This window comes from Pseudomonas sp. MH10, from assembly GCF_034353045.1.
Classification (GTDB): domain Bacteria; phylum Pseudomonadota; class Gammaproteobacteria; order Pseudomonadales; family Pseudomonadaceae; genus Aquipseudomonas.
This window is the reverse complement of record NZ_CP133783.1, coordinates 1,580,001-1,606,299: the sequence shown is the minus strand read 5'-3', so window position 1 is coordinate 1,606,299 and position 26,299 is coordinate 1,580,001. Positions and strand designations below refer to the sequence as shown.

Sequence of the window (26,299 nt, the reverse complement as noted above, 5' to 3'; positions counted from 1 at the left end):
AGTCCCAATGAACAGCCCGATGGAGATGTCGAAGATGAATCCCGCTCCTGTAGCCGCGACCACCGCCCGTCAACAGTGGATCAGCGTGTTGGCTCACGCCCGGCTTGCCGATTTGAGTCATCACGAAGCCGCTTTACGCGACACCGACTACCAACTGATCCGCGCCCCGGAAATTGGCATGACGTTGGTCCGTGGCCGCATGGGCGGGACCGGCGCGCCGTTTAACGTCGGCGAGATGAGCGTCACCCGCTGCGTTGTGCGGTTGGCTGATGGCCGCACCGGTTTCAGCTACCTCGCCGGGCGCGACAAGTTGCACGCCGAGCTGGCCGCGCTGGCCGATGCGCATTTGCAGGGCTCGCAACAGTTACGTTGGTTAAGTGAATTGATCGAACCCCTGGCCCATGCGCATGCCGCGCGCCGCGCCGTCAAAGAAGCCGAAACCGCTGCCACCAAGGTTGAGTTCTTCACCCTGGTGCGAGGAGAAGACTGATGAATGCAACCCTATTGCAACCGGCGTTCGCCGACTCGGTGCTGGATTCGGTGCGCAGTTTTCGCGCAGCCCTCAAGGCCCTGGCCGGTCCCGGCATTGTCCAGCCAATGAACGCGCCGCCGCTGGAGGGCTTGGCGCCTGCCAGTTACGCGCTGTGCCTGGCGCTGCTGGATGTGGACACGCCGTTGTGGCTGGCGCCGGCATTTGATACCCCGATCATTCGCGCCAACCTGACCTTTCACTGCGGCTGCCCGATTGTCGGCACCCGTGAGCAGGCGCGCTTTGCCTTGCTCGACGACAGTGAGTTGAGTGACCTGCATGGTTTCGAGTTGGGCAATGATCGTTACCCGGACCAGTCCTGCACGCTGTTGATTCAGCTGGACCAGTTGGATGGCGGCCCCCACCTGACCTGGCGCGGCCCGGGTATCCAAAGCGAAAACCAGGTGGCATTGCCCTTGGCTGCCGGCTTCTGGGGCGAGCGCGACGCCCGCAATGATTTTCCCCGTGGACTGGACGCGTTCTTCCTCGCAGGCAGCAGCGTTATCGGCCTGCCGCGCAGCACTCGGGTGAGCGTGGCGCAAACCAACACTGTGGCCGAGGAGTTTGCCTGATGTACGTAGCCGTCAAAGGTGGCGAACAGGCCATCGACAACGCCCATCGTCTTTTGGCAAAAAGACGCCGGGGCGACACTTCTATTGCTGAGTTGGCCGTCGAACAAATTCGTCAGCAGCTGCCTCTGGCCGTGGCGCGGGTGATGAGTGAAGGCTCGCTGTATGACGAGCAACTGGCGGCCTTAGCGATCAAGCAGGCGGCGGGAGATTTGGTTGAAGCAATCTTTCTGTTGCGCGCCTATCGGACCACGCTGCCGCGCTTTACCGGCAGCCTGCCGATTGATACGTCGGACATGCAACTGAGCCGTCGTTTATCGGCGACCTTCAAGGACGTGCCGGGCGGCCAGTTGCTCGGTCCCACCTTTGATTACACCCATCGCTTGCTCGACTTTGCTTTATTGGCCGAAGGCGAACAGCCGGGGCCTCAGGTGGAGGCGGGCGCACGGCTGGAAGCTTGCCCGCGGGTGCTGGGTTTGCTAGCCAAAGAAGGCTTGGTCAAGGATGAAGCCAGTAGCGACGAGACGATTGCTGACATCACGCGTAACCCTTTGGAATTCCCATCCAGCCGTGCCCAGCGTTTGCAGGCATTGGCCCGTGGCGATGAAGGTTTCTTGTTGGCGCTGGGGTATTCCACGCAGCGCGGTTACGGCCGCAATCACCCATTCGCCGGAGAGATTCGCATCGGCGAGGTTGAGGTCTGGATCGAACCGGAAGAGCTGGGCTTTCCCATCAACATCGGCAGCATTGAAATCACCGAGTGCGAGATGGTCAACCAGTTCGTCGGTTCGCCCACTGAACTGCCGCAATTCACTCGCGGCTATGGCCTGACGTTTGGCCAAGCCGAGCGCAAGGCTATGGGCATGGCACTGGTGGACCGCTCGTTACGCGCCGCTGAGTTCAACGAAGAAATCGAGTCGCCCGCGCAGCAGGAAGAGTTCGTGCTTAGCCATTGCGACAACGTTGAAGCAGCCGGTTTCGTCTCTCACCTGAAACTGCCGCACTACGTCGATTTCCAGTCTGAGCTGGAACTGATCCGCAAACTGCGCAAGCCTGCCGCCCAGGAGAATCTGCAATGAGCAGCAACCAGATGCCGGCCCGCCCCACGCGGGACGAGGCTTACAACTTTGCTTATCTGGACGAGCAAACCAAACGCATGATCCGTCGTGGGCTACTTAAAGCGGTGGCGATTCCGGGTTATCAGGTGCCATTTGGTGGCCGCGAAATGCCGCTGCCTTACGGTTGGGGCACCGGCGGGATGCAAGTTACTGCGGCGATTCTAGGTGCGGACGACGTGCTCAAAGTCATCGATCAGGGTGCGGACGACACCACCAACGCCGTGTCGATTCGACGCTTTTTTGCCCGCACGGCGGGCATCGCCACCACCGAGCGCACGCCCCAAGCGACGATCATCCAGACCCGTCACCGAATTCCGGAAACACCGCTGCACGCTGATCAAATCATGGTGTATCAGGTGCCAAACCCGGAACCACTGCGCTTTATCGAGCCGTCGGAAACCGAGACCCGGACCATGCATGCGCTGAACGATTACGGGGTGATGCACGTAAAACTCTACGAGGACATCGCCACCTTTGGCCACATCGCTACCAGCTATGCCTATCCGGTGATGGTCGATGACCGTTACGTGATGGACCCGTCGCCCAATCCTAAATTCGACAACCCGAAACTCGACATGAGCCCGGCACTGATGCTGTTTGGCGCTGGCCGTGAGAAGCGCCTGTACGCGGTGCCGCCGTACACCAAAGTGGTGAGTCTGGACTTTGAAGACCACCCGTTTGAAATCCAGAAATGGGAAGAGTGCTGCGCCATTTGCGGCAGCCGAGAGTCGTTCCTCGATGAAATGATTCTCGATGACGCAGGCACCCAAAGCTTCGTCTGTTCCGACACCGACTATTGCGCCCAGCGCAGCATCGAACAGGAGGCGGCTCAATGAACACTCCAGCAAAATTGCCCCTGCACGACCGCCAGACCGACCGTGCGCAACCCTTGCTCAAAGTCAGTGGCTTAACGCGTTTGTACGGCGCTGAGAAGGGCTGCCAAGGCGTCGATTTTGATTTGTATCCCGGTGAAGTGCTGGGGATAGTCGGCGAGTCCGGTTCGGGAAAATCGACTTTATTGTCTTTGCTCAGCGGTCGTAGCCCCCCGGACAGCGGCGCCATTGCCTATCGCCGCAAGGAAGGCGACTGGTTCGACCTCTACAGCGCCAGTGAAGCCGAACGCCGTACCTTGTTGCGCACCGAGTGGGGTTTCGTTGAGCAAAGTCCGCGCGACGGCCTGCGGATGGGCGTCTCAGCCGGGGCCAATATTGGCGAGCGTCTGATGGCCCAAGGCGTGCGCAATTACAGCGAATTGCGGGCGGCCGGGATTGACTGGCTGAGCCAAGTGGAAATTGATCCGCTGCGCATCGACGACCTGCCACGGACCTTTTCCGGTGGTATGCAGCAACGCCTGCAGATCGCTCGCAATTTGGTCTCCGGTCCGCGCCTGGTGTTCATGGATGAGCCGACTGGCGGCCTCGATGTGTCGGTGCAAGCGCGTTTGCTCGACCTGTTGCGCGGTCTGGTGCGTGAGCTGGATTTGGCGGTGGTGATCGTCACCCACGATTTGGCCGTGGCCCGACTGCTGGCAGATCGGCTGATGGTAATGCGGCGTTCCCGGGTCGTGGAGTCGGGGCTGACCGATCAGATCCTTGATGACCCGCAGCATCCCTACTCGCAGCTGCTGGTGTCGTCGGTGCTGCAACCGTGAATTAACTGGCGACCGGATGATCTTCGGTCGCTGCCGTCTTTTTGAGGTGAGCTTGATGAACACGTTGATCGAGGTCCGCGACCTCTCGAAAACTTTCACGCTGCATCAGCAAAACGGTGTGGTGCTCAATGTGCTTGATGGTCTGAGTTTTACGGTGAGTGCGGGTGATTGCCTGGTGTTGCACGGGCAATCCGGCGCCGGCAAAAGCACGTTGTTGCGCACGTTGTATGGCAATTACCTGCCAGCTGGCGGAAGCATTCGTGTGCGCCATGCCGGCGACTGGCTGGAGTTGGTCGGCGCGCAACCCCGTGAGGTTCTGGCCGTGCGCCAGCAAACCTTGGGCTACGTTAGCCAGTTTCTGCGGGTGATTCCACGGGTTGCCAGTCTGGATGTGGTCATGGAGCCGGCGCTGGCACGGGGCTGGTCGAAGGAAAAAGCCAAGGCCCGAGCGGAGCATTTATTGGCCCGGCTGAACATTGCGCAACGCTTGTGGCAACTGGCGCCCGGCACGTTTTCCGGGGGTGAGCAGCAGCGGATCAACATCGCCCGCGGTTTCATGGTCGAGTGGCCGGTGATGCTGTTGGATGAACCCACCGCGTCGTTGGACGACACCAATCGCCAAGTGGTCTTGGAACTGATGCAAGAAGCCAAAGCCGCCGGCGCTGCGCTGATCGGCATATTCCACGACCGCGCCGCCCGTGAAGCGGTGGCTGACCGTCATCTAGACATGACCCCCAGCACTTCGATCACCAAGGAAGCCTCACCATGCTGACCGAACAGATTCTCAGCAATGCTCAAGTCGTTACTGCTGACCGGGTATTCAACGGCACCGTGGTCTTGCGCAATGGCCTGATCGCCGAAGTAGATGAAGGCCGCAGCCGCTTGCCCCAGGCGCAGGACCTGCACGGTGATTTTTTGCTGCCAGGTCTGGTCGAACTGCACACCGATAACCTGGAAAAACACATGACCCCGCGTCCCGGCGTGGATTGGCCATCAACCTCAGCAGTGTTGAGCCACGACGCGCAAATCATTGCGGCAGGCATCACCACGGTGTTCGACGCGCTGTCCATCGGCGACGTTAACCCCAAGGGCAACCGGATGAAGAAATTGCCCGGCATGCTGGAGGCGATTGCCAGCGCCAGCGCGGCGGGCCTGACCCGTGCCGATCACCGGCTGCATTTGCGCTGCGAACTCTGCCACCCGGACACCTTGAGCGTGTTCCGCGATCTGGTGGAGCACCCACTGGTGCAATTAGTGTCGGTGATGGACCATTCGCCGGGTCAGCGCCAATTTGCCCTTGAATCCAAGTACCGCGAGTACTACATGGGTAAGTACCAACTGACCCCTGAGCAGATGGACGAATTCATCGTATTCCAGACGGCCAATTCTCGTGAGTTCAGCGACCGTTATCGGCGCGCCATCGTCGAGGATTGCTTGGCCCGAGGCTTGTCAGTGGCCAGCCACGACGACGCGACAATGGCCCATGTCGAAGAGTCGGCCGGTTACGGCATGACCATTGCCGAATTCCCCACCACACTGGAAGCGGCACGTGGCAGCCACCGGCTGGGCATGGGGGTCTTGATGGGGGCGCCGAACATCGTGCGCGGCGGTTCTCATTCAGGCAACGTGGCGGCGGCAGACCTTGCTAAAGAAGGACTACTGGATATTCTGTCCAGCGATTACTATCCCGCCAGCCTGCTACAGGCCGCCTTTTTATTGGCCGCGCAAGACAACACCTGCGAGCTGGCGCAAGCGGTGGGCATGGTCACCCGCGCACCGGCTCGTTCGGCAGGGTTCGACGATCGCGGCGAGATTCGCGTACGGCTGCGTGCGGATCTGATTCAGGCAAAAAATCAGGACGGGTTACCGGTCATTCAACAGGTGTGGCGACAAGCGAAGAGGGTGTTTTGATGGCAGGCAGGTTGATCTATCTCATCGGACCTTCAGGTTCCGGCAAAGACAGCCTGCTGGATGCTGCGCGCGATCCGTTGTCCGCTCAGGGCTGCCGGATCGTGCGGCGTGTTATCACTCGCTCGGCCGAAGCGGTGGGCGAGGCGGCGCAGGCCGTCAGTGTCGAACAGTTCATTGCCATGCAAGCTGAGGGTGAATTTGCTCTGAGCTGGCAGGCCAATGGGTTGCACTACGGCATTCCTGGTGAGATCGACGCGTGGCTCGATTCAGGGCTAGACGTGCTCATCAACGGCTCCCGTGGGCACTTGACTCAAGCGCGCCAACGTTACCCGGATTTGCTCGCGCTGCTGCTGACGGTGGACCAAAATATTTTGCGTGACCGATTGTTGGCTCGGGGCCGCGAATCAATGCCTGAAATTGAAGCGCGGTTGGCGCGTAATGCTGATTTCGCTGCAACGCTCATGGCAAGTGAGACGTCCGGGCCGTGGCTGTTGGACAACTCCGGACCTATCGAACACACCCTCGCACGTTTGTTGACACTAATCGGCAAAGACCCCACATGCGCCTGACATTGCTGGGCACCGCTGATGTGTCGCAGGTTCCGGTGTATGGCTGCGATTGCCCGGCGTGTGCGGCGGCTCATTCCGATCAACGCTTGCGCCGTCGGCCGTGCAGCGCGTTGGTCGAGTGCGGGGGCCAGCGTTGGTTGATCGACTCCGGTTTGACTGACTTGACCGAGCGTTTCCCGCCGCGCAGCTTCAATGGCATTCTGCAAACCCATTACCATGCCGACCATGCGCAAGGGCTGCTGGAGTTGCGCTGGGGGCAGGGCTGGGTGATTCCGGTGCACGGGCCGGTGGATGCGCAAGGCTTGGCCGACCTTTACAAACATCCGGGTATTCTGGATTTCAGCCAGCCGTTCAGTGCCTTCGAAACTCGTCAGTTAGGCGCATTGAGCGTTACGGCGATGCCGCTGGTGCATTCGAAACCGACCTTGGGGTACCTGCTGGAGGGTGAGGGGCGGCGCATTGCTTACCTGACCGATACGGTGGGTTTACCGGACGAAACCCTCGCGTTTTTGCAGCGTCAGCCCCTGGACGTGCTGGTGCTTGACTGCTCGCTGCCACCGCAACCCCAGGCACCGCGTAACCACAATGACCTGAATTTAGCGTTGGAATCTATTGCCCAGTTGAAACCGCAATTGGCAGTGCTGACCCACATCGGCCATACGTTGGATGCGTGGTTGATGGAGACCGGAAATCAGTTGCCCATGCACATCATCGTCGCGCGTGACGGGATGGTGGTGTGAGCGCCGCGCCCTGCTGAACCGTGGTCTTGAGCGATGCAGAGGCATGATCCATCAACGGCTAGGCGCAACGGAAATGGATGAAGTCGTTCAAGGGCTGGTTTACATTGCTGTTCTAAATTATCGATTCAGTTTTGGAGATCTACCGTGGCTAAGGCATCTGCAACGATTGAAGTGTCGGCAACTGCTGATCAAGTGTGGCAACTCATGGGTGGCTTCGGTTCACTGCCGGACTGGCTGCCGTTTATCGTGGAATGTGAGCTGGGCGAGGGTGGCCGCGTTCGTCACTTGAAAACCAACGACGGCGCCGTCATCGTCGAGCGACTCCAGACATTCGATAACGCCGCACGGACGTACACTTACTCCATTGAGCAGGGACCGTTCCCAGTGACCGATTACCTGGCGAAAGTAGAAGTCAGCGAAGTGCCGGGCAAACACTCGACGAACATTGTCTGGTCGGGTACCTTCACCTGTGCCGGCATTACTGAAGAAGCGGCCGCTGAATTATTCGACGGTGTGTATCGAGGTGGGTTGGCGGCGCTTAAGTCTAATTTTCCGTCTTGAGTGCAGTGAGGCAAGGTCATGAAAAGCTTGACTTAGTCTTTTCAATCAGTAACATACGACGCATTCCGCGATAGCTCAGTTGGTAGAGCAAATGACTGTTAATCATTGGGTCCCTGGTTCGAGTCCAGGTCGTGGAGCCATATTGTTTTCAAGGGGTTGAGCGGGGTGTTGTAGGACGTTTCCGGTGACCAATGATTTTTGAATCATTGGGTTCCTGAAGTCCGAAAAACCTGCTTAACCGCCTCGAAATACATCTCGTAACAGAATATTCAATATGGTTTTCGTGCGAGCAATGCGCTGTCTCTAATCAATTTGATTTAGAGGCAAGCACCATGAAAATCGCATCAATCGTTTCAACCAAAGGCGGCCCTGGCAAAACCACGGTGACCGCAAACCTGGGCGCGTTCTGCGCCGACGCCAATATCCGCACCCTCCTGATAGATCTCGACACACAACCGTCGTTGTCCTCGTTTTATCGCATCGACCACGAAGCGGCAGGCGGGACGTATCAACTCATTGCCCAAAACGATACCCGGTCAGAGCAGATCATTTCCCGGACCTGCATCCCTAATCTGTCACTGGTGCTCTCCAACGACCCCTACAACCAGCTCAGCAACCTGCTGCTGCACGCCGCTGACGGGCGCTTACGCCTGAAAAATCTGGTCTCGGCCTTCGCTGACGACTTCGACCTGATCCTGATCGACACCCAGGGTGCGCGCTCGGTGCTGCTGGAAATGGCCTTGCTCTGTTCCGATCTGGCGATCTCTCCGATCACCCCGGACATGCTCGCCGCCCTCATCGACCCTGAGGATTTTTTCAAGCACGAACACCGCTTGATCTTCAAAGCCGTCGAGAAACTAGCGCAGACCACCACCCCGTTCGACGTGGTTACGGTGTCCGAATCCCTGGCCAAAATGGAAGAGGCGGGCGGTCTCGGCTACCTGGCAGAGCTGGCTAAAAATGTTCCCTCGGTGGCGAACATCAGCGCCTACGCCGAGATCGTTCGAGAGCGCGCTCATCTGCGTCAATTGATCATGCTCGGTCATGAATGCACGCGAAACGCCTCGTCGGCTCAGGCCAAAAGTCTGGAGGTGCAGGAAAGCGTTGAGCAGAAGCTTTTTGCGCTGGGTCAAGGCCGTGCGCCCAACAGTTTTGTCGATGTAAACGACGCGCTGATGAAGGTGCTGGAGCAGGTCGATTTCAACTTCAATCACGGCGATGGCGTGACCGGTGTCCCTAGCGGTCTCGCGGATCTGGACCAAAAAACCGGAGGCTTTCAGGACGCTGATTTGATCATCGTCGCCGCGCGGCCTTCGATGGGTAAAACCAGTCTTGCGCTGAATTTTGTCGATGCGGTGTTGCAGAAGCGCCCGACGGGGTCTGTGCAGATCTACAGCCTGGAAATGCCCGCCATTTCGGCAGGGCTCAGGGCCCTGGCCAAAGAGTTTGATTGCCCGGTGGTCGCGCTTTCACAGCTCGGTATCGGGAAAGGATGGAGATTGAATACCCGCCAGACGACCGATTCCCGCCTTCGCATTGTCGCTCGCACGCTGCACTTGGCCCGCAAGCGACATGATGTCGGGTGCCAGCCGGGCCTGAATCAGAACGGCTTCCTCGATTCCATTTTCCTCGGCATACCACTCGCCAGGTCCAGATAGCCAGCCAATATGCTGAGATGGCGCAGCAGCACCGGTACAGAAAGGTCGTACATCGAGAATGCCATCGGTATCTCTTCGTCATTGGGTTGAGGACAACTCGGCGAGAAGTCTCACGGTTGAGATATCAGGCGCCGACAGCGTAGCGTTCCAGCCAATGTGCGTACTGCGCAGGCAGCGTCCAGGAGGCTTTATCGACACCCAGTTTGCGGGCGGTGTGGTACGGCCAGTGCCGGTTGCTGAGCATTGAGCGACCCAGACTCACCAGGTCGAGTTGACGGTCGGCGATGGCTTGCTCTACCAGCTCCGGTGTATCGATGCCTCAGGACGCAATGCCATTCATTGGCAACGCCGTCGACGGCGGAGTATTGGCACATCGGCGTCACCACTATGCGGTTGCGCAAGGTCACGCTCTTGAGCGTGAACGTTTCGAAAAAGGCTGACATATCTGAACCTCGACACCAGGCGAGACCGGCGGCGCTGTTACGCCACCGCCAAGGGTTACTGACCGAACGCGTCGGCGTAGTTTTTCGCCAGTGCTTCTACCGACTGCATGGGTGAATAGCCGATGTTGATTTCCACCACCTCATTGCTGTCGTTGCGCGTCAGCACGGTGATAGCGTTGATCGCCTCACCTGTCATGAGGGTGGCGTCGTATTGGACGAAGGTCTTTTTGCCCACCACCGCCATGACCGGTGCATCGCGGGATGCATACATTGAACCGAGGTTCATGATGGTCTCGCGAGCCTTGTTCGGACCGGTCAAGGGCATGGCGAGCATTGAAGCCGTGATCACGACTTCTTCGGCCAATTCGGAAAGAAAGGCCGGACCTGCCCGATTGCTGGTATTCATGATCAATTCACCTTGTTTGACGGGATTGATGAACCGGCGCAGATCAGCTGGAGATGGCGCGCAGGCGTTCCAGGGTCGGAAACACTTGCGAAGGTTCAGGGCGTTGGGTGTAATCGGCGTTCACTTCGGCGTACTGAATGATCCCGTCCTGACCAATGACGTAGCGTGCAGGCATAGGGAGGGTCCAGCTGTCTTCACCGTTGAACACAGAGATGTCGGCGCCAACCGCTTTGTGAATCGGTTGCAGGTAATCCGGAACGTCCCAGCGCACGCCGAACGCAGCAGCTACGTCACCGCCTTTGTCACCCAGAATCGGGAAACCGAGCTTGTTATCGCGCTGAGATTTGCGGCTGTTGGCCGCGGTTTGTTGCGACACCGCAACAAGCGTGGCGCCAAGGCCTTCGATCTCTTGGCGAGCTTCTTCCATCGCCTGCAAATCAAAGTTGCAGTACGGGCACCAGACGCCACGGTAGAAGGTCAACACCAGCGGACCTTTGAGCAGCAGTTCAGTGGAGGAGAGCAGATTGCCGTCCGGGTCCGGCAGTGAAAAAACCGGGGCGACATCACCTGCTTTCAGCGCTCGGCCGGGAGCGCCGCTGGCAATGAGCTCCGCGACAGCGCGGTGCAGTGCTTCAACCACAGGCGGCGGCGCCATCTTGGTTTCAAATTCGATTTTCAGTGCGTCGAGTTTCGATTGCAGCGTCATGGGATATTTCCTTGCGTTGGGCTTGGGATGAGCCAACTATGTCCCATGCAATATCCCGCCAGTAGACGCTTTATTTGAGTTTCAGTTATTCACTATGACTATGAATGATCATCTGTTTGGCCTGCGACTGTTCCTACGCGTGGCACGCAAAGGCAGCTTCTCAGCTGCCGGGCGTGAAATGAACATTCCCCAGCCCACGGTCTCGCGCATCATCTCCCAGCTCGAAAAAGAGGTGGGCGTTGCGCTGTTGATCCGGACTACGCGCGCTGTGAGTCTGACCGAAGCAGGGTCAGATTTCATGACGCGGCTTGAGCCTATCCTCGCCGCGCTTGACGAGGCCGAGCAAGCCGCCAGAGGGGAAGACGAGTTAAGGGGCATCCTGCGAGTGGGGTTATCGTCGAGCTTCGCAATCCGAGCCGTAGTGCCACGGCTCCCGGTGTTTCTACAGCGCCATCCGGAGCTGAAAGTGGAGCTTCTGATGGATGACCTGCGTCAGGATCTGGTGACTGAAGGAGTGGATGTGGCTTTACGCTTTGGTCCCTTGCCGGACTCCAACGCGTTGGCCAAACGCATCGGCTCGACACCTCGCGTGGTGGCGGCCGCCCCCAGCTATCTAGCCCGCGCCGGAACGCCTCAGCTGCCCGCCGAACTGGCCACGCACTCGGTCATCGTCGGGCCATCACTCGCGGGTCATGTCTGGTCATTCCGGCATGAAGGCACGGCCTTTTCCGTTCGCGTGGACGGCAAGCTGTCCGTCTCCGTAAATGAGGTGTCCACAGTGGCGGCAGTAGCCGGTTTGGGAATTGTCTCGATGAGTTTGGCGGGTTGCATCAAGGAGATTGAGGAAGGCACTCTGGTGCGCATTCTGCCGGAGTGGGACATGGGCTCGTTCGACGTCAACGCGGTCTTCGCCGCAGGCCGCGCCGCGAAGCCCTCAGCCCGGGCCTTTGCTGATTTCCTGATTGCCGAGCTGGACGGGTCAGTGCTTAACACAACAATTCGGCACCCTAATGAGTGATCGCTTCCAAGAGCTGATGGTATTTGTGAGAGCGGCCGAAACGGCGAGCTTTTCGGCTGCGGCTAAAGAGTTGGGTTTGTCGCAGCCTTCTGTCTCGCGCATCGTCTCGGAACTTGAGACCCGGCTGGGAACCCGGTTGTTGTTACGTAGCACTCGACGCATGGTGCCGACCGATGCAGGTCATGCCTTTTTACAAAGTGCGCGACAGATCCTGTTTGACTTGGAAGAGGCGGACCAGACCGCAATGGGCCTGGACAGTCTCACCGGAATGCTGCGTGTGGCAATGCCGTCAATATTGGCAGTGAGGATCGTGCTTCCGGTGCTACAGCAGTTCCTGGAGCAACACCCTCGACTCAAGGTGGAGCTTTTGACTTCCGACAGCATGCATGACTTGGTGGCTGAAGGTGCCGACATGGCCGTGCGCTTCGGCAAGCTGGAAGATTCCTCCTTTGGATCAAATATTCTCGGCGTCGAACAGAGATGGTTGATCGCTTCCCCTGCCTATCTTGAGGCCATGGGCAGTCCGCAATCGCCACAGGATCTGCCTGAGCACTACTGCATCTGTGGGCCAGGCGGGTCGTCGAGCCCCAGTTGGACATTCAACCGTGAGGATGAACAAAGCGTGGTGAAGATCTCTCCACGGATACGGGTGGCCTCTGCCGACGCAATCATTGCGGGGGCCTGCGCCGGTCTCGGAATCACCCTATGTTCGGCTTGGATGTGCAAAGCCGAGATCGACTCAGGGCAGCTCGTGCGGGTCCTGCCCCATTGGTCACTTGCAACAGTGCAGGCTCATGCGGTGTATCCGGCGGGTAGAGCACCGTCGATGAAAGTCCGCCGTTTCTCTACCTTTTTATCGCAGGTTATAGCCGCTCTCTAGGGCATGGTCAGGTTAAGCGTTATACCCACCGTCGACGTCCAGCGTAGTGCCCGTGATGTACGAAGCGGCTGGACTGGCGAGGAACAGTATCGGCGCAACCACCTCTTCCAGTTTCCCGAATCTTGGAAAGCACAGAGTGGCGATGATCGGTGCCAATGCCTCTCGGGAACCTGCATTAATGTTTGCCTCCATAAACCCGGCATGCACCACGTTGGCAGTGATGTTCCTCTGCGCGAGGTCTCGGGCGACGCCTCGCGAATAGCCGTCAATGGCGCCCTTAACCGCCACCAGGTCCGACAAACCGGGTACACCTACTCGTGTGCTGAGGTTTGAGCCGATCATGATGATGCGGCCTTGATCACTCAATACTCTGGAAGCGGTCCGGACTGTGGCCATGAAGCCGGTCAGCGTGACGGCCCAGAAACGATCAAAGGCTCAGGTATTTCGTTCTGAATCGTCTACTTTTCCCATCTGATCGATAGAGGCGTTGCTGATGAGCATGTCGATCCGGCCGAAGGGCTCTACGACATGATTAATGAGGTGTTGCGCCGCAGTGAAGTTGCTTTGATCTACCTGAGAAGCAGCTCCACGGACGCCATGGGTTTCTATGGCATCAACAACTTCCAGCGCCTGCTCACCGGCAGCGACTTAACTGATGGCGATCTGCACCCTGTTCGGCCAGTGCCTTCGCTGTTGCCGCCCCCAGACCGCGAGACCCACCCGTTACTAAAGCGATTTTTCCTGCCAACGGCTTCTTCATGCCCGGACTCTCATGGGTTAGTGGGCTTGTAGAAGATCCAATCCAGGCTTTCAGCGTGTTGGCAATTTGCATCCAGGGAATGGCAAGAAAAACTACGTCGGTCTCTGCCGGGCCCGCGCCAATGAAACCAAAATTCATGGGGAAATCCATCTTGAAAGAGTGATCGGGCGCTGGACGGGATGTGCGACCCATGTGTCAGCGCCGAGCGAGTTCAAGTTAGAACGGGAGTGGGGCGCCCATGTGGAAGAAGCCACCACTCGGACCATTGGCAGGCAGCGTAGCCAGGGCCACGCTGGTTTTTGCGCCGTCCTCGATGCTCATTGGCGCAGCACTGCCACCCATCGCGGTCTGGACCCAGCCAGGGTGCGCAGAGTTGACCTTGATCGTGCTGCCACGCAGCTCGTGGGCCAGTTGGATGGTGTAGGCGTTTATGGCGGTTTTGGACGTGTCGTAAGCCGCTGATTTCATCTCATAGATTGGAGATGTCGGGTCCGCCGCTAGCGTCAAAGAACCCAGGATGCTGGACAGATTGACAATGCGACCCCCTGCTGATTCGCGTAGCAGTGGCAGTAGCTTCTGAATCAGGGCGACCGGGGCAAAGAAGTTGGCCTCCAGCGTTTCGCGCAGCACTTTTTCCGGAACTGTCGAGGCACTGAACAGATGTTGTACGGCGGGTTCACCTTCCAGATGAACCCCCGCATTATTGATCAGTACATCCAGTCGCCCGGCCTTCTGGGCGAAGTAATCGAAAGCGTTCTGTCGGTCGTTCGCGTCAGTCACATCAAACACCAGAGCATCAGCATCGATCCCCTCCGCCTTCAGTTGCGACACCGCGCTGTGGCCGGCACTTTCACTTCGTGCGCCAATGACCGGGTAGTAACCCAGCTTTCCAAGCTGCTTTGCGGTTTCCAGGCCGATGCCGCGATTTGCGCCGGTGATGAAGGCAACTTTTACGTCTTGGGGGATCTTCATGGTGTGTCCTTTGAATTTGAGTTCAGTGGGACCGCGACGCAGGGTCTCGATGTGCACTGATCATCATTTAAAGCTGATCGCCAGAGTACCGGGCAAAACTGTCTATCAGTCATTCGCCCACCGTATGAATGCCCAACTGACGGCGTTTGTTACAGCCAGGTTGGCGTCCACGCCTGTATTCGCGAGGCGGATATCAGATGTCCGCCCAGGTCGTGTAGTCCTCATTCACCCGATGAATCAGCATGAGTTGACATCCTCTTAGCCATCAACTGTAGCGTTTATCCGGAGTTTCCAATGATTGATGCATCGCTCAAGACATCGCCCCACAGAAAGATGCTGGTCTTGGGAGGCTATGGTGTATCGGGGACAGCCGTCGTCGATGCGGCGCTTGCCGAGTCTTGGCCAGTCGTCACCGCGAGTCGCCGGGCTGCACCTATACACCTGCTCGATGGCCGTGAGGCACCGCAGCACATCAGCGTCGACCTGCTGGATAAGTCGTCGATTGAAGATGCCTTCGCCGGGCTGACCGATGTGACAGACGTGGTGTATTGCGCCTATGTCGAGCGCGGCAGCAATGCCGCTGCGATCGAGCCCAATGTGGCAATGCTGGCAAATGCCCTGGACGCACTCGTTGCACGCGGCGCAAAACTGCAACACGTCGTACTGTTCGGCGGCGGCAAAGCGTACGGGCCGCATTTAGGCCCTTACAAAACACCCGCCAAGGAGAGTGATCCGCGAATCCTCGGGCCGATGTTTTATTACGATCAGGAAGACTTTCTGAAGGACTGGGGCTTTACCCACAGCGTCCCTTGGACAGTATTACGTCCAGACGGAATCTTCGGGCCAAGCCTTGGTTCGCCGATGAATCTGATCAATGGGTTGAGTGTCTACGCGGCGATTTGCCGGGAGCTTCAGGTGCCGCTTCGGTTCCCGGGCAATCACGTAGCCTGGAATGCCCTCGCACAAGCGACTGATGCTGGCATTCTTGGGCGCGCGACGCTCTGGGCACTGTCGGCAGACTCAGCAAATGGGGAAGTCTTCAACGTAATCAATGGTGACCAATTTCGCTGGCGACAAATGTGGCCCGAGCTGGGGCATTTATTCGACATGCCAGTGGCCGAACCGCAGCCGATGTCTTTGTCAGAGCAAATGGCAGACAAGGCGCCGGTCTGGCAAAGGATCGTCGCGAAGTATGGCCTCAGAGATACACCGTGGACCGATGTAGCGGCATGGCCGTTTCTGGATGCCGTGTTGAATATCAATTTCGACATGCTCCAAAGCACCATTAAGATCAGGCAAGCTGGGTTTCACTACTGCATCGATTCGCATGACAGCTTGAAGATCCAGGTTGCCAGGCTTCGTACTTCCAGAATTGTGCCCTGAAGGAAAGATCCGAGCGTGCCTCGGCTGGAACAGGGTTACCGGGTTGTAAGCCGCGTGAAAAAGGCCTATGGCCCGGATCTGAGAATGTTCAGAGGTAATGCAGTCGCGTTTCGGAGCCGCTCGCGACCGGCTGCTCATGGCCGGTTTCTGCCCGTCCCCACCGGCGGCAGTCGACCTATTACTGGCGGGACATTTATTATTCCTGCCAAGCCTGTATAGCAACAACATTTCCCGTGTAACCCGGTTCTTCTAAATGCTATATCTTCATAACTAAAATACTCTCTTTTGATTTGAGTATATGATTTGCTGAAGTAACGGGTAATGGTTGTCCCTGTTGCCTGGCTTATTTTGTAGTTACCGTCGCCGCTGATTTTCTGCAGTAGTTCGGATTTTAGTTTTCAGGGTACTGAGCTTGCTCGATGGTTGGTAAAGCGTTGTAATGGTCGAGTACCTCGGTAAAGAAATTAGTCATCTTGCCGGTGCTGTTGTACTCATCCCAAGCCTTTTGAGCGATCTGTCGCCTCCAAACTTGAGTGACAGTTGCCCTCCTGTTGCCAACGCCCGTAGTGTCGGATGATTGGGGTTTTTCAGTGCACCTGCTGCCCTTCACCGGGGTAGCGCGACAGCACCGCGTCGAAGACGTGGAGGCCCCTCTTACAGAGTGTTGAGATCCGCTTTAAAAAGCCGAGCCCCCGCAATCCCACCCTAGCTGCTATGCACCCCACGCCCTTCGGCGCAGGCATGCTTTCTCACATACTCGACCCAACTGCGTTGCATGCGCGGTGTCTTCCTGACTTATAAAAAACAACAAGCGCAGTCGCGTAACGGAGAAAACCCTATGCAGTCCTGGTACCACAGCATGGCGCCTAACCAGCGTCGCACCTTCTGGGCGTGTTTCCTTGGATGGGCGCTCGACGCAATGGACGTTCAACTCTTCGCCTTTGTAATCCCCACGTTGTTGGGGGTCTGGGGCATGACCAAAGGCGAAGCCGGGATCATTGGCACTTCTGCGTTGATCTCTTCGGCCATCGGCGGCGTGATTGCCGGTGTGCTTGCCGACCGCATTGGTCGGGTCAAGGTATTGAAACTGGCGATCCTTTGGTTTTCGGTATTCACCGGGCTGTCGGCGTTCACCGATTCTTTCCATCAATTGCTGCTGACCCGCAGTTTGCAGGGCCTGGGATTCGGCGGCGAGTGGGCCGCCGGTGCGGTGTTGATCGGTGAAGTGGTGGACAAGCACATTCGAGGTCGCGCTGTCGGTTCGGTGCAAGCTGGTTGGCCGGTGGGCTATGCGCTGGCGGCGCTGGCTTACTGGATCACGTTCAGCCTGTTGCCGGAAACCGATGCCTGGCGCGTGCTGTTCCTGCTTGGGATTTTGCCGGGGCTGTTGGTGGTGTGGATGCGCCGCAATATCAGCGAATCCGAAGCCTTTGTGGCCGCTGCCAACTACCGTGAGAAAACCAGTCCGCTGAAAACCTTCGCGCTGATTTTTTCACCCTCGATTTTGCCAATGACGATCATGGCCTCGCTGATGGCGGCGGGTGCGTTGGGCGGCAATTACACGATCCTGACTTGGCTGGTTACCTATTTACGTGAAACCCAAGGGCTAACGGTCAGCATGACCTCGCTGTACTTGGCGGTGAATATTTTCGGTTCGTTTTGCGGTTACGTCGGCATGGCGTACATGAGTGACGGTATCGGTCGACGCAAGACCTTTGCCTTGTCCGCTGCCGGTGCAACCTTGACCGTTTTGGCGTATACCCAATTCCATCTGCCAATGAGCGTGTTGTTGCTGCTGGGTTTTCCCCTTGGTCTGTTCCAGTCCGGGATTGTTTCCGGTATGGGTGCCTGTTTTACCGAACTGTTTCCCACTCAAGTACGCGGCACTGCTGGTGGTTTTTCCTACAACTTCGGCCGGGGTATCGGTGCGTTGGTCCCAGCGGGTGTGGGGATGACCAGCGGCTCGATCGGCCTCGCTGTGTCCATCGGCATTTGGGCCGCCTGTTCATACTTGCTGGTGTTCGCGGTCGCGCTGTTCTTGCCAGAAACCCGTAACAAGGAGCTTGAAGTCCATGTCTGAAGTCACTCAACCCCGTAACGGCGGGCAAATCCTCGTTGAGGCCTTGTTGCGTAACGCGGTCGACACCGTTTATTGCGTCCCTGGTGAAAGTTATTTGCCGGTGCTTGATGCCCTGCACGGCGCCGAGGCGATTCGTACCATCGTCACCCGCCACGAAGGCGCGGCCTCGAACATGGCTGACGCCTACGGCAAGTTGACCGGCCAACCGGGAATCTGCTTCGTCACCCGCGGTCCCGGCGCAACCCATGCCAGTAATGGCGTACACACGGCCAAGCAGGATTCGACACCGATGATTTTGTTCATCGGTCAGGTCGAGAGCAGCTTCAAGGGCCGTGAAGCGTTTCAGGAAGTCGATTATCGGCAGATGTTCGGCGGTCTGGCGAAATGGGTCACTGAGATTGACAGCCTGGAGCGCATTCCCGAAATCATCGCCAAAGCCTTCAGCATTGCGCTTTCCGGACGTCCGGGACCGGTGGTGATTGGCTTGCCGGAAGAAGTGTTGTTCGGCACCGGCGTCTGTGTTGACGCGCTGCCCGTGCGGATTGCCCATGCGGCACCCAGCCCAGCAGCGCTGGACGAGATGCGTGCGTTATTAGCCGGTGCCAAGCAACCCTTAGTGATACTCGGCGGTACCGCGTGGGACGCTGCTGCACGCCAGGCGATCACACATTTTGTAACGGCAAATAACTTGCCAGTCGCGGCGTCGTTTCGGCGGCAGGATCTGTTCGATAACCGTGACCCGCATTACGTTGGCATGCTCGGTCTGGGGGTATCGCCCAAGCTGGCTGAGCGTTTGAAGACCAGCGACCTGTTGCTGGTGATTGGCTCGCGGCTTAGCGAAACGGTGTCCAACGGCTATACATTGGTGAAAAGCCCGGTGCCGACTCAGCCCATTGTGCATGTTCACCCTGATCCGCAAGAGGTGGGTCGGGTGTATCAGGCGCGTTTGCCGATTGTGTCTTCTCTGCGCAGTTTCGCCCATGCCTTGGAACGGATGGCTCCATTAGTTGAACAGCCATGGAAGGCCTGGACCGAAGGGGCGCGGGCGGATTATGTGCAACACTCAACACCGCTGCCACCCCACCCTGAACTCGTCGGCGTGGACATGGGCCAAGTGGTCGCGCACCTTAACGACGTGTTGCCGGACGACGCAGTCATCAGCAACGGTGCGGGCAACTATACCGTATGGGTTCACCGTTTTTACCGTTATCGTCATCCGGGTACTGAACTGGCACCGACCAATGGCGCCATGGGCTACGGTTTTCCGGCTGCGATTGCCGCCAAACTGCAACGCCCCGAGCGCGCGGTCGTCTGCTTCGCGGGGGACGGCTGCTTTATGATGTACCCTCAGGAATTGGCCACAGCCGTGCAATTCGGCGCGCCACTGGTGGTCATTGTGGTTAACAACGGTATGCTGGGGACCATCCGTATGCACCAGGAACGCGAATACCCCGGCCGGGTGTCAGCTACCGATCTGGTCAACCCGGACTTCGTCAGCTTTGCCAAAGCCTTCGGCGCTCACGGTGAATTGGTTGAACGAACCGAGGATTTCCCCGCTGCTTTCCAGCGCGCGCAACAGGCTGGCGTTCCCGCATTGATTGAGTTACGAACGGACCCACGGCAGATTTCGCCACAGGCGCGTCTGGACTGAACAGCTTTCTCTATCAAGGACCCATCATGCAGATCTCAGGTGAAATGATCATCGGCCAGCGTGCCGTGAAGGGGCAGGGCGACGACGTTTTTGCACTCGCAGCGGTTACTGGCGAACAACTGGAACCTGCGTTCGGCGCGGCCCAGACTCTCGATATTGAGCAAGCGTGCGAATTGGCCGAGTCGGCGTTCGATGTTTATCGACAGATGCCTGACGAAAAGCGCGCCACGTTCCTCGACGCCATCGCCCAAGGCCTGATCGATCTGGGTGACACTTTGACCGAGCGTGCGCACTTGGAAAGCGGTTTGCCCAAGCCGCGTCTCGAAGGTGAGCGGATGCGCACCGTGACTCAATTGCGCTTGTTCGCCACGCTGCTGCGCGACGGTCGCTGGCACGGGGCGGTCATCGACAGTGCCCTGCCGCAGCGTACGCCGCTGCCGCGAGCGGACCTGCGTCAACGTCGAATTTCGGTGGGCCCGGTGGCGGTGTTTGGTTCCAGCAACTTCCCGTTGGCGTTCTCGGTTGCCGGTGGCGATACCGCGTCGGCATTGGCGGCGGGTTCACCGGTGGTGGTCAAGGCGCACAACGCGCATTTGGGCACCTCGGAGTTGGTTGCTCGGGTGATCCAAAAAGCGGCGCACAGCACCGGGATGCCAGAAGGTGTTTTCTCAATGGTGCTGGGCACCGGCAATGACATCGGCCATGCCTTGGTCAGTCATCCGGCGATCCAGGCGGTCGGCTTCACGGGTTCGCGTCAAGGTGGTCTGGCTTTGCTGCGCGCTGCCCAAACACGTGCGGAGCCGATCCCGGTGTATGCCGAGATGAGCAGCATTAACCCGGTGTTTCTGATGCCGGCGGCGTTGCAGGCCCGGGGTCCGGCCATCGCGAAAAGCTTCGTTGATTCCTTGGTGCTGGGTGCGGGCCAGTTCTGCACCAACCCCGGCCTATTGATCGCAGTGGAAGGTGACGCGCTGGAAAGCTTCCTGAAGGTTGCGGCCAACGAACTGGCAGAACGCGCACCGACCACCATGCTCACGCCGGGCATCCACGGTGCCTATTGCAAGGGACTGAAACGGTTGCGTGACAGCGCAGACGTGAAACCCGTGGCTGAAGGTCATGCACCTAAAGGGCTATATGAAGCACAGCCAGCGGTATTTCGTACTGATTCGCAAACGTTCTTGGGCAATCCATCACTGGAAGACGAAAACTTTGGCCCCAGTGCGCTGCTGATTGTCTGCCGCGATTTCGCTGATATGCGCAAGGTCGCTTCGCGTTTGGCCGGTCAATTGACGGCTACGTTGCAATTGGATGAGGCCGACTATGCTCACGCTGCGGAGTTAATGCCGACACTGGAGCGTAAATCGGGACGCATTCTGTTCAACGATTTTCCCACCGGTGTCGAGGTGAGTTACGCGATGGTGCATGGTGGTCCATTCCCAGCCACCTCCGACAATCGCACGACCTCCGTGGGTGCTGCCGCCATTGAGCGTTTCTTGCGCCCGGTGTGCTATCAGAATGTCCCTGACCAACTGTTGGCACCGTCCTTGAAAGACGCTAATCCGTTGGCGCTGTGGCGTTTGCGTGATGGTGAGTTGGTTAAAGGCTAAGCGCTGCGACTTGGGGGCAGCTGGCTTGATACCCGGCCCAGCCGCTTCGCCACACGTTCGCTCCTACCGTTCACGAAGTTGCATCACCCGCCACATGCAGCACCGCATCCGGCCACTCTCCACGGCGGACCAGCTCTGCCGTGCGTTGACGAATAATCTGGGTCACGGCCCACAGCCCATCCGGGCTGACACGGTTTTTCGGCCAGACGATGGCAACGTTGCGCCGTATTTCAGGGTTTTCAAGCCGAAAACTTTTCAATCTGCCCGCCGCGACTTCTTCGATCACGGCCGCTGAGGGCAGCACGGTGCAGCCACAATTCGCCAGCACCAAGCGCTTGGTGATTGAGATTGAGCCGTCGCACTCCAGCGCGATGTTGGGCGAAAACCCATATCGTGCCGCCAGGGTTTCCACCATCACCCGCAAGCCATGGTGAGTGCTGGGCAGAATCAACGGAATGTCGCCTAGATCCCGCACTGAAATAGCGTCACCCTGCAACGGATAGTCAATCGGCGTAATCAGGTGGATTTCTTCACTCAGCAACACATCGAACTGCAACGCTCCGGGATGTTCGGGCAGATACAGAATAGCGATGTCTACTTCACCATCGCTTAACCGCCCTAAAACCTGGCTCGCCAAGCCTTCGATAAACCGCACTTGGGTCAGCGGATAGCGCTCTTTCAGTGCGTGGCCGAGGCTGCCAAACAAGATGCGTGCGATGGTCGGCTGTGCGGCAATGCACAACCGCGCCGGGCCTAGATCGGCACTGTCGCGCATGCCCTGTTGCGCTTCGTTGAGGGTCTGCGCCACGGCGTTGGCGTACACCAACAGTTGTTGGCCGCGCTCGGTCAAGCTGACGCCGCGTCCGCTGCGATGAAACAACCTCACGCCCAACTCCGACTCCAGCAAACCGACCCGCCGACTGACAGTGGATTGATCCGCGCCCATCTCCATCGCTGCGCGGGAAATGCTACCGATACTGGCAACGTGCGCAAACAGGCCAAGATCATCCGAATTCATGGGGGCTCCTGAGGTAAGACGGTTGAGGCGCACGCAAGTGGCAGGCGTGTACCGGGGGGGCGCGCGCATCATACCGCCGACGCTGGAAGATTCAGTCATGCGACGACGTCTTAGCGTTAACACCGGTTAAATGATTAAGCGTCGACGGCATATCGCACTAAAGGGTATAAAACTATTGAAAAAAATAGCGATAAGCTTTAAATGACACGTTCACTGGCAACTCGCTTGTCGTCACTAAGATGAGTACCGCCAGTTTCTGGCATGGAGCGCTGATGAGTATTCGTCCCGTGATTGACGCCCCGCAGCAACCGAACATGAGTGACACCGTCACACCTCAATCGATAGGCAAGCCGGGCGTCGGGATGACAGCGGCTGGCAGTGAGAATTCGATCAAGCATTTATTGGATGCTGCGCGCACATGGCCTCATACCACGGCTTGGGTTGTTTACCGGGCTGGTGAGCAGTTGCATCTCATGGGGCAGGGCGATGCACGGGGGCATTGGCCATCGATTATTGCCAACGAAGCGTTCGACGCTTTCTGTGAGACATGGCGACTGCACCGCTGGCCTACCGGGACCGGCGAAAGCGTGTTGGGTTGGCTATTGGCGCCGCTGGACGAGGCTGACGAGTCGGCACTTGCTGAATTCGCCATGCGCTTGGGGCGTCAGGTGCAAACGGACACCCTCGCGCGTGCTCAGATCACTCAGCGCGTTCTGTATGAAATCACCTACCTGGCCAGCTCTACCCGCGACCGCTCGGTGTTTTTGGTGGGTATTCACCAGCTTCTTGCCACGCTGGTCGACGCCGAAAACTTCTACCTCGCGCTTTACGATCCGCACACGGGCAAAATTTCGTACCCGTATTACGTTGATATTATCGATGTCGACGCACTGGAAGCCGAGAACTACGAGTTTCTTGATCCCGCGCATCTGTCGATGACTGGGCAGGTTTTAACGTCGGGTCAGCCGCTGCTGATTGACGCTGCCGCGATCCGCGCTGCCCAGGCTGAAGGCCGGTTTTTTTGCGTAGGCGATCGTCCTGAGTTCTGGATGGGTGCACCGCTTAAAAATGCCTCCGACGAAGTGTTCGGCATGTTGGCGATGCAGGTCTACGATGTTTCCCGCGTGTACAGCGCGGAAGATCGAGCGTTATTCTTGGTGGTGGCCCGCCATGTAGCGATGGCGCTCGACCGACTGCTGCACCGCGCGGACCTGGAAGAGACCGTCATGCGCAGGACGCTGGAGCTCTCGGCGCTCAATGATGCACTGCGTCAGGAGGTGGCCGAGAGAGAACGTGCCGAGCACCTACAGAACGTGTTGTTCCAAATTGCTGAGCTGTCGAGCCGGCCCGGCGACATGGCTGAGTTGTTCCACAGCCTGCACGGTATCGTTGGCGACTTGCTGTTTGCGAAGAACTTTTACATCGCGCTATTTGACGAAGCCACTTCTGAGGTCACCTTTCCTTACTACGTCGATGAGCAACTAGGTGGTCGCCCGTTTGCGCGCCGTGGTCAGCGAGGATTTACCGAGTACGTGATTCGCCAGCGCCGGCCTTGCCTAATCGATGCCGCAGAAGCATTACGCCTGAAAGACGTGGGTGAAATCGATATCTTTAACGATGCGGCTCGTTCCCAGTCATGGCTTGGTGTTCCTCTGTTTGAGAACCATGTGGTGCGCGGGGTGTTGGTGGTACAGAGCTACAGCACTCAATTCAGCTATTCGTTACGTGATCAAGAATTGCTGACCTTTGTCTCGCGACACATCGACACCGCCTTGTCGCGACGCGGTGCCGCTGACGCGATTCACGCAGCCAATCTCAAACTGGAAGCGCGGGTTCAGGATCGCACCCGTGAGCTCGACGATGCGAACGCTAAGTTGCAGCATGAAAACTCACACGACGCCTTGACCGGCCTGCCGAATCGCACCTACTTGCAGCAAAGCCTGGACGCTGCCTGGGCACGCTTTTGCCACAATGGCCGGCCCTTGGCGGTGATGTTCATCGACTTGGATCGTTTCAAAGTCGTCAACGACAGCCTGGGCCACCATTTTGGTGACCTGCTGCTGTGTGAGGCCGCTTATCGTCTGCGCAGCTGTTTACGCGAATCCGACCTGCTGGCTCGACTGGGTGGCGATGAATTTGCAGTGATGGCGCCCGAAGCGCCGCTTGAAGTGGTGATCGACATTGCCGAGCGCATTCTGGCTGCGTTTGACTTACCGTTTTTCATCACCGGGCATGAAGTGTTTTCCTCGTGCAGCATTGGCATCGTCAGCGCCGACGTTCAGTTTCACCACGAGCCGGCCGACTTATTGCGCGACGCCGACATGGCGATGTACCGGGTCAAAAGCGGTGGCCGCGACAGCTATGCAGTATTTAATCAAGAAGTGCGGCGTGAGGTGTCAGACCAGGTCGAGCGCGAAGGGGCGTTGCGCAACGCGCTCAAGCGCAGCGACGAATTGCTGCCGTACTTTCAGCCCATCGTCAGCGTGGAAACCGGAGAACTGGTGGCGCTGGAAGCCCTCATTCGCTGGCATCAGGCGGACGGTCGGGTGGTCGCGCCGGGAGAGTTCTTGCCGGATGTCGAAGGCCTGCGCCTGATTGGCCGGCTTGACCTTTACATGCTCAACAGCATCGCGCTGATTCTTGCGCAGCCTGAGCACTGCAATTGGCCGCCGGTGCATGTGAACTGTTCCAGCTACAGCATGACTCGACCCGAGTTTGCCGGCGAAGTGCTGTCGTTGCTGGCACGGCACGGCGTGGCGCCATCGCGGATTTGTCTGGAGCTGACTGAGGGTGCGTTAGTGGCTGAGCCGGCTATTGCGCGGCAGACCATGCAGCAGCTGGCCGACCAAGGGATGTCGGTGGTACTCGATGATTTCGGCGCGGGATTTTCATCGTTGAGCTACGTGCACCAGTACCGTTTCAGCGGACTGAAAATAGACAAATCCTTCATCCTGGAACTGACCGCCAGTCCTCGCAGCCGAGCTATCGTTCGCGCCATCGTGCGGATGGCCGAGTCGCTTGATCTCTCTGTGGTGGCCGAAGGAGTGGAAGATGAGGCGACCCTCAACTTGCTGCGTGAAATGGGCGCCAGCCAGGCCCAGGGTTACTACTTCGCAAAACCCATGGCGCTGGAAAAGCTGATCGCACCGGCCGATGTACCTCAAACTTGGCGTTTGGCGATGCCGGGTTATGGCATCAATGACAGATAGTTGAAATTAGCTATTGACGTAACTTTTCCTGGGCCTATAATTCGCACCTCTTCCGGAGCAGATGAAACGGAAACTCCTTGGTAATCAATGAGTTAGCCAGATTTGTCAGCGAGGAAGAGCCTTCGGTCGCGGTGATCGGAAGCGGTGAAAAAAGGCAGTTGACAGCGAGTTGAAACGCTGTAGAATTCGCCTCCCGCTGACGAGAGACGCGAAGTTGATCGAAGCGCAAGTGGTTGAAGTTGCAAAGGAAACTTTGAAACGTGTTTGAAATAACCGCTTGACAGTAACGGGCGCTGCTGTAGAATGCGCGCCTCGGTTGAGACGAAAGAATCAACCCACCGCTCTTTAACAATTGAATCAAGCAATTCGTGTGGGTGCTTGTGCCGTAAGACTGAAGTCAACTGATTATCAGCAGTCACCAGTTACTCCGCGAGAAATCAAAGAATAACCAACGATTGCTGAGCTAAATTTAGGGTTTTTTAAAAACCCAAAGATGTTTGAACTGAAGAGTTTGATCATGGCTCAGATTGAACGCTGGCGGCAGGCCTAACACATGCAAGTCGAGCGGCAGCACGGGTACTTGTACCTGGTGGCGAGCGGCGGACGGGTGAGTAATACCTAGGAATCTGCCTGGTAGTGGGGGATAACGTTCGGAAACGGACGCTAATACCGCATACGTCCTACGGGAGAAAGCAGGGGACCTTCGGGCCTTGCGCTATCAGATGAGCCTAGGTCGGATTAGCTAGTTGGTGAGGTAATGGCTCACCAAGGCGACGATCCGTAACTGGTCTGAGAGGATGATCAGTCACACTGGAACTGAGACACGGTCCAGACTCCTACGGGAGGCAGCAGTGGGGAAT

At 57.9% G+C, this 26,299-nt stretch carries 24 protein-coding genes, 1 tRNA gene, 1 rRNA gene and 3 pseudogenes (1 of these 29 running past the window's edge); 23 read left to right on the top strand and 6 right to left on the bottom strand.

Annotation, left to right across the window (positions count from 1 at the left end; translation table 11 throughout):
* Positions 1-34 precede the first annotated feature (34 nt).
* The 13 genes and pseudogenes from phnG to RHM59_RS25395 form a co-directional block, all read left to right on the top strand.
* Entirely contained in the window at positions 35-490 is a 456-nt protein-coding gene (gene phnG / locus RHM59_RS07170) for a phosphonate C-P lyase system protein PhnG (protein ID WP_322170861.1), read from the top strand.
* Entirely contained in the window at positions 490-1,101 is a 612-nt protein-coding gene (phnH, locus tag RHM59_RS07165) for a phosphonate C-P lyase system protein PhnH (protein ID WP_322286285.1), read from the top strand. Before phnG ends, phnH begins: the two co-directional genes overlap by 1 nt.
* Positions 1,101-2,177, top strand: coding sequence for a carbon-phosphorus lyase complex subunit PhnI (locus RHM59_RS07160; protein ID WP_322286284.1), 1,077 nt, complete (start codon positions 1,101-1,103; stop codon positions 2,175-2,177). The genes phnH and RHM59_RS07160 overlap by 1 nt, the downstream gene beginning before the upstream one ends.
* Entirely contained in the window at positions 2,174-3,052 is an 879-nt protein-coding gene (locus tag RHM59_RS07155) for an alpha-D-ribose 1-methylphosphonate 5-phosphate C-P-lyase PhnJ (RefSeq protein ID WP_416195059.1), read from the top strand. Before RHM59_RS07160 ends, RHM59_RS07155 begins: the two co-directional genes overlap by 4 nt.
* Positions 3,049-3,867 carry a phosphonate C-P lyase system protein PhnK gene (gene phnK / locus RHM59_RS07150; RefSeq protein WP_322168995.1) on the top strand — a complete coding sequence of 273 codons (819 nt, stop codon included), beginning with the start codon at positions 3,049-3,051 and terminating at the stop codon, positions 3,865-3,867. The genes RHM59_RS07155 and phnK overlap by 4 nt, the downstream gene beginning before the upstream one ends.
* A gap of 55 nt (positions 3,868-3,922) precedes the next feature.
* Positions 3,923-4,639 (top strand): phosphonate C-P lyase system protein PhnL, encoded by a 717-nt coding sequence (gene phnL / locus RHM59_RS07145; RefSeq protein ID WP_322286283.1) that lies wholly within the window; start codon positions 3,923-3,925, stop codon positions 4,637-4,639.
* Positions 4,633-5,778 carry an alpha-D-ribose 1-methylphosphonate 5-triphosphate diphosphatase gene (locus RHM59_RS07140; RefSeq protein WP_322286282.1) on the top strand — a complete coding sequence of 382 codons (1,146 nt, stop codon included), beginning with the start codon at positions 4,633-4,635 and terminating at the stop codon, positions 5,776-5,778. Before phnL ends, RHM59_RS07140 begins: the two co-directional genes overlap by 7 nt.
* On the top strand, positions 5,778-6,347 hold the full coding sequence (gene phnN, locus RHM59_RS07135; protein ID WP_322169001.1) for a phosphonate metabolism protein/1,5-bisphosphokinase (PRPP-forming) PhnN: 570 nt from the start codon (positions 5,778-5,780) through the stop codon (positions 6,345-6,347). The genes RHM59_RS07140 and phnN overlap by 1 nt, the downstream gene beginning before the upstream one ends.
* The gene (gene phnP / locus RHM59_RS07130; protein WP_322169004.1) at positions 6,338-7,087 is read left to right on the top strand and encodes a phosphonate metabolism protein PhnP; all 750 of its coding nucleotides are present in this window, start codon (positions 6,338-6,340) and stop codon (positions 7,085-7,087) included. Before phnN ends, phnP begins: the two co-directional genes overlap by 10 nt.
* Positions 7,088-7,231: 144 nt before the next feature.
* Positions 7,232-7,648, top strand: coding sequence for an SRPBCC family protein (locus RHM59_RS07125; RefSeq protein ID WP_322169007.1), 417 nt, complete (start codon positions 7,232-7,234; stop codon positions 7,646-7,648).
* A gap of 64 nt (positions 7,649-7,712) precedes the next feature.
* Positions 7,713-7,788: transfer RNA gene (locus RHM59_RS07120), tRNA-Asn, on the top strand.
* 192 nt (positions 7,789-7,980) lie between these two features.
* Positions 7,981-8,622: pseudogene (locus RHM59_RS25400) on the top strand (AAA family ATPase); the annotation flags it as partial.
* A gap of 60 nt (positions 8,623-8,682) precedes the next feature.
* A pseudogene (locus RHM59_RS25395) lies at positions 8,683-9,000 on the top strand (DnaB-like helicase C-terminal domain-containing protein); the annotation flags it as partial.
* A gap of 117 nt (positions 9,001-9,117) precedes the next feature.
* Here the strand turns inward: RHM59_RS25395 and RHM59_RS25390 are convergent.
* The gene (locus RHM59_RS25390) at positions 9,118-9,237 is read right to left on the bottom strand and encodes a DUF1993 family protein (protein WP_369124940.1); all 120 of its coding nucleotides are present in this window, start codon (positions 9,235-9,237) and stop codon (positions 9,118-9,120) included.
* A 383-nt stretch (positions 9,238-9,620) separates the two neighbouring features.
* On the opposite strand from RHM59_RS25390, the gene RHM59_RS07100 reads away from it, so the two are divergent.
* A complete protein-coding gene (locus RHM59_RS07100) occupies positions 9,621-9,746 on the top strand; it encodes a hypothetical protein (RefSeq protein WP_322286281.1) in 126 nt (41 codons plus the stop codon).
* Positions 9,747-9,804: 58 nt separating this feature from the next.
* Here the strand turns inward: RHM59_RS07100 and RHM59_RS07095 are convergent, their stop codons facing one another.
* Both RHM59_RS07095 and RHM59_RS07090 read right to left on the bottom strand, forming a co-directional pair.
* On the bottom strand, positions 9,805-10,155 hold the full coding sequence (locus RHM59_RS07095; RefSeq protein ID WP_322286280.1) for a hypothetical protein: 351 nt from the start codon (positions 10,153-10,155) through the stop codon (positions 9,805-9,807).
* A gap of 43 nt (positions 10,156-10,198) precedes the next feature.
* Positions 10,199-10,861: a peroxiredoxin-like family protein gene (locus tag RHM59_RS07090; protein ID WP_322286279.1), complete on the bottom strand. Its 663-nt coding sequence runs from the start codon at positions 10,859-10,861 to the stop codon at positions 10,199-10,201.
* A 94-nt stretch (positions 10,862-10,955) separates the two neighbouring features.
* Here RHM59_RS07090 and RHM59_RS07085 point away from each other — a divergent pair, with 94 nt between their 5' ends.
* Both RHM59_RS07085 and RHM59_RS07080 read left to right on the top strand, forming a co-directional pair.
* The gene (locus RHM59_RS07085) at positions 10,956-11,879 is read left to right on the top strand and encodes a LysR family transcriptional regulator (protein WP_322286278.1); all 924 of its coding nucleotides are present in this window, start codon (positions 10,956-10,958) and stop codon (positions 11,877-11,879) included.
* Positions 11,872-12,759, top strand: coding sequence for a LysR family transcriptional regulator (locus RHM59_RS07080; RefSeq protein ID WP_322286277.1), 888 nt, complete (start codon positions 11,872-11,874; stop codon positions 12,757-12,759). Before RHM59_RS07085 ends, RHM59_RS07080 begins: the two co-directional genes overlap by 8 nt.
* Before the next feature lie 12 nt (positions 12,760-12,771).
* On the opposite strand, the pseudogene RHM59_RS07075 reads toward RHM59_RS07080, so the two are convergent.
* Positions 12,772-13,368: pseudogene (locus RHM59_RS07075) on the bottom strand (SDR family NAD(P)-dependent oxidoreductase).
* Here RHM59_RS07075 and RHM59_RS07070 point away from each other — a divergent pair.
* A complete protein-coding gene (locus RHM59_RS07070; RefSeq protein ID WP_322286276.1) occupies positions 13,288-13,551 on the top strand; it encodes a hypothetical protein in 264 nt (87 codons plus the stop codon). The pseudogene RHM59_RS07075 and the gene RHM59_RS07070 overlap by 81 nt on opposite strands.
* 184 nt (positions 13,552-13,735) lie before the next feature.
* Here the strand turns inward: RHM59_RS07070 and RHM59_RS07065 are convergent, their stop codons facing one another.
* Complete coding sequence (locus RHM59_RS07065; RefSeq protein ID WP_322286275.1) at positions 13,736-14,491, bottom strand: SDR family oxidoreductase; 756 nt, start codon at positions 14,489-14,491, stop codon at positions 13,736-13,738.
* Positions 14,492-14,785: 294 nt separating this feature from the next.
* Between RHM59_RS07065 and RHM59_RS07060 the strand changes: the two genes are divergently transcribed.
* From RHM59_RS07060 to RHM59_RS07045, 4 genes are all read left to right on the top strand, one after another.
* On the top strand, positions 14,786-15,874 hold the full coding sequence (locus RHM59_RS07060) for an SDR family oxidoreductase (protein ID WP_322286274.1): 1,089 nt from the start codon (positions 14,786-14,788) through the stop codon (positions 15,872-15,874).
* Between the two features lie 838 nt (positions 15,875-16,712).
* Positions 16,713-17,954 carry an MFS transporter gene (locus tag RHM59_RS07055; protein ID WP_322169044.1) on the top strand — a complete coding sequence of 414 codons (1,242 nt, stop codon included), beginning with the start codon at positions 16,713-16,715 and terminating at the stop codon, positions 17,952-17,954.
* Positions 17,947-19,605, top strand: coding sequence for a thiamine pyrophosphate-binding protein (locus RHM59_RS07050; protein ID WP_322169047.1), 1,659 nt, complete (start codon positions 17,947-17,949; stop codon positions 19,603-19,605). Before RHM59_RS07055 ends, RHM59_RS07050 begins: the two co-directional genes overlap by 8 nt.
* 26 nt (positions 19,606-19,631) lie before the next feature.
* Positions 19,632-21,212, top strand: coding sequence for an aldehyde dehydrogenase (NADP(+)) (locus RHM59_RS07045; RefSeq protein ID WP_322286273.1), 1,581 nt, complete (start codon positions 19,632-19,634; stop codon positions 21,210-21,212).
* Between the two features lie 70 nt (positions 21,213-21,282).
* Here the strand turns inward: RHM59_RS07045 and RHM59_RS07040 are convergent, their stop codons facing one another.
* Positions 21,283-22,230, bottom strand: a complete 948-nt coding sequence (locus RHM59_RS07040; protein WP_322169053.1) for a LysR family transcriptional regulator — start codon at positions 22,228-22,230, stop codon at positions 21,283-21,285.
* Positions 22,231-22,502: 272 nt separating this feature from the next.
* On the opposite strand from RHM59_RS07040, the gene RHM59_RS07035 reads away from it, so the two are divergent.
* Both RHM59_RS07035 and RHM59_RS07030 read left to right on the top strand, forming a co-directional pair.
* Positions 22,503-25,439, top strand: a complete 2,937-nt coding sequence (locus RHM59_RS07035; protein WP_322183968.1) for an EAL domain-containing protein — start codon at positions 22,503-22,505, stop codon at positions 25,437-25,439.
* 499 nt (positions 25,440-25,938) lie between these two features.
* Positions 25,939-26,299, top strand: a 16S ribosomal RNA gene (locus tag RHM59_RS07030) (it continues 1,178 nt past the right edge of the window).

What these genes read in the sequence shown, in the direction of transcription:
- phnK (WP_322168995.1), top strand. Translation starts at nt 3,049, where the DNA reads ATGAACACTCCAGCAAAATTGCCCCTGCACGACCGCCAGACCGACCGT.
- phnP (WP_322169004.1), top strand. Translation starts at nt 6,338, where the DNA reads ATGCGCCTGACATTGCTGGGCACCGCTGATGTGTCGCAGGTTCCGGTG.
- RHM59_RS07035 (WP_322183968.1), top strand. Translation starts at nt 22,503, where the DNA reads ATGAGTATTCGTCCCGTGATTGACGCCCCGCAGCAACCGAACATGAGT.
- RHM59_RS07060 (WP_322286274.1), top strand. Translation starts at nt 14,786, where the DNA reads ATGATTGATGCATCGCTCAAGACATCGCCCCACAGAAAGATGCTGGTC.
- RHM59_RS07085 (WP_322286278.1), top strand. Translation starts at nt 10,956, where the DNA reads ATGACTATGAATGATCATCTGTTTGGCCTGCGACTGTTCCTACGCGTG.
- RHM59_RS07080 (WP_322286277.1), top strand. Translation starts at nt 11,872, where the DNA reads ATGAGTGATCGCTTCCAAGAGCTGATGGTATTTGTGAGAGCGGCCGAA.
- RHM59_RS07140 (WP_322286282.1), top strand. Translation starts at nt 4,633, where the DNA reads ATGCTGACCGAACAGATTCTCAGCAATGCTCAAGTCGTTACTGCTGAC.
- phnN (WP_322169001.1), top strand. Translation starts at nt 5,778, where the DNA reads ATGGCAGGCAGGTTGATCTATCTCATCGGACCTTCAGGTTCCGGCAAA.
- phnL (WP_322286283.1), top strand. Translation starts at nt 3,923, where the DNA reads ATGAACACGTTGATCGAGGTCCGCGACCTCTCGAAAACTTTCACGCTG.
- RHM59_RS07040 (WP_322169053.1), bottom strand. Translation starts at nt 22,230, where the DNA reads ATGAATTCGGATGATCTTGGCCTGTTTGCGCACGTTGCCAGTATCGGT.
- RHM59_RS07155 (WP_416195059.1), top strand. Translation starts at nt 2,174, where the DNA reads ATGAGCAGCAACCAGATGCCGGCCCGCCCCACGCGGGACGAGGCTTAC.
- RHM59_RS07050 (WP_322169047.1), top strand. Translation starts at nt 17,947, where the DNA reads ATGTCTGAAGTCACTCAACCCCGTAACGGCGGGCAAATCCTCGTTGAG.
- RHM59_RS07045 (WP_322286273.1), top strand. Translation starts at nt 19,632, where the DNA reads ATGCAGATCTCAGGTGAAATGATCATCGGCCAGCGTGCCGTGAAGGGG.
- RHM59_RS07070 (WP_322286276.1), top strand. Translation starts at nt 13,288, where the DNA reads ATGATTAATGAGGTGTTGCGCCGCAGTGAAGTTGCTTTGATCTACCTG.
- RHM59_RS07055 (WP_322169044.1), top strand. Translation starts at nt 16,713, where the DNA reads ATGCAGTCCTGGTACCACAGCATGGCGCCTAACCAGCGTCGCACCTTC.
- RHM59_RS07160 (WP_322286284.1), top strand. Translation starts at nt 1,101, where the DNA reads ATGTACGTAGCCGTCAAAGGTGGCGAACAGGCCATCGACAACGCCCAT.
- RHM59_RS07090 (WP_322286279.1), bottom strand. Translation starts at nt 10,861, where the DNA reads ATGACGCTGCAATCGAAACTCGACGCACTGAAAATCGAATTTGAAACC.
- phnH (WP_322286285.1), top strand. Translation starts at nt 490, where the DNA reads ATGAATGCAACCCTATTGCAACCGGCGTTCGCCGACTCGGTGCTGGAT.
- RHM59_RS07065 (WP_322286275.1), bottom strand. Translation starts at nt 14,491, where the DNA reads ATGAAGATCCCCCAAGACGTAAAAGTTGCCTTCATCACCGGCGCAAAT.
- RHM59_RS07095 (WP_322286280.1), bottom strand. Translation starts at nt 10,155, where the DNA reads ATGAATACCAGCAATCGGGCAGGTCCGGCCTTTCTTTCCGAATTGGCC.
- phnG (WP_322170861.1), top strand. Translation starts at nt 35, where the DNA reads ATGAATCCCGCTCCTGTAGCCGCGACCACCGCCCGTCAACAGTGGATC.
- RHM59_RS07100 (WP_322286281.1), top strand. Translation starts at nt 9,621, where the DNA reads ATGCCTCAGGACGCAATGCCATTCATTGGCAACGCCGTCGACGGCGGA.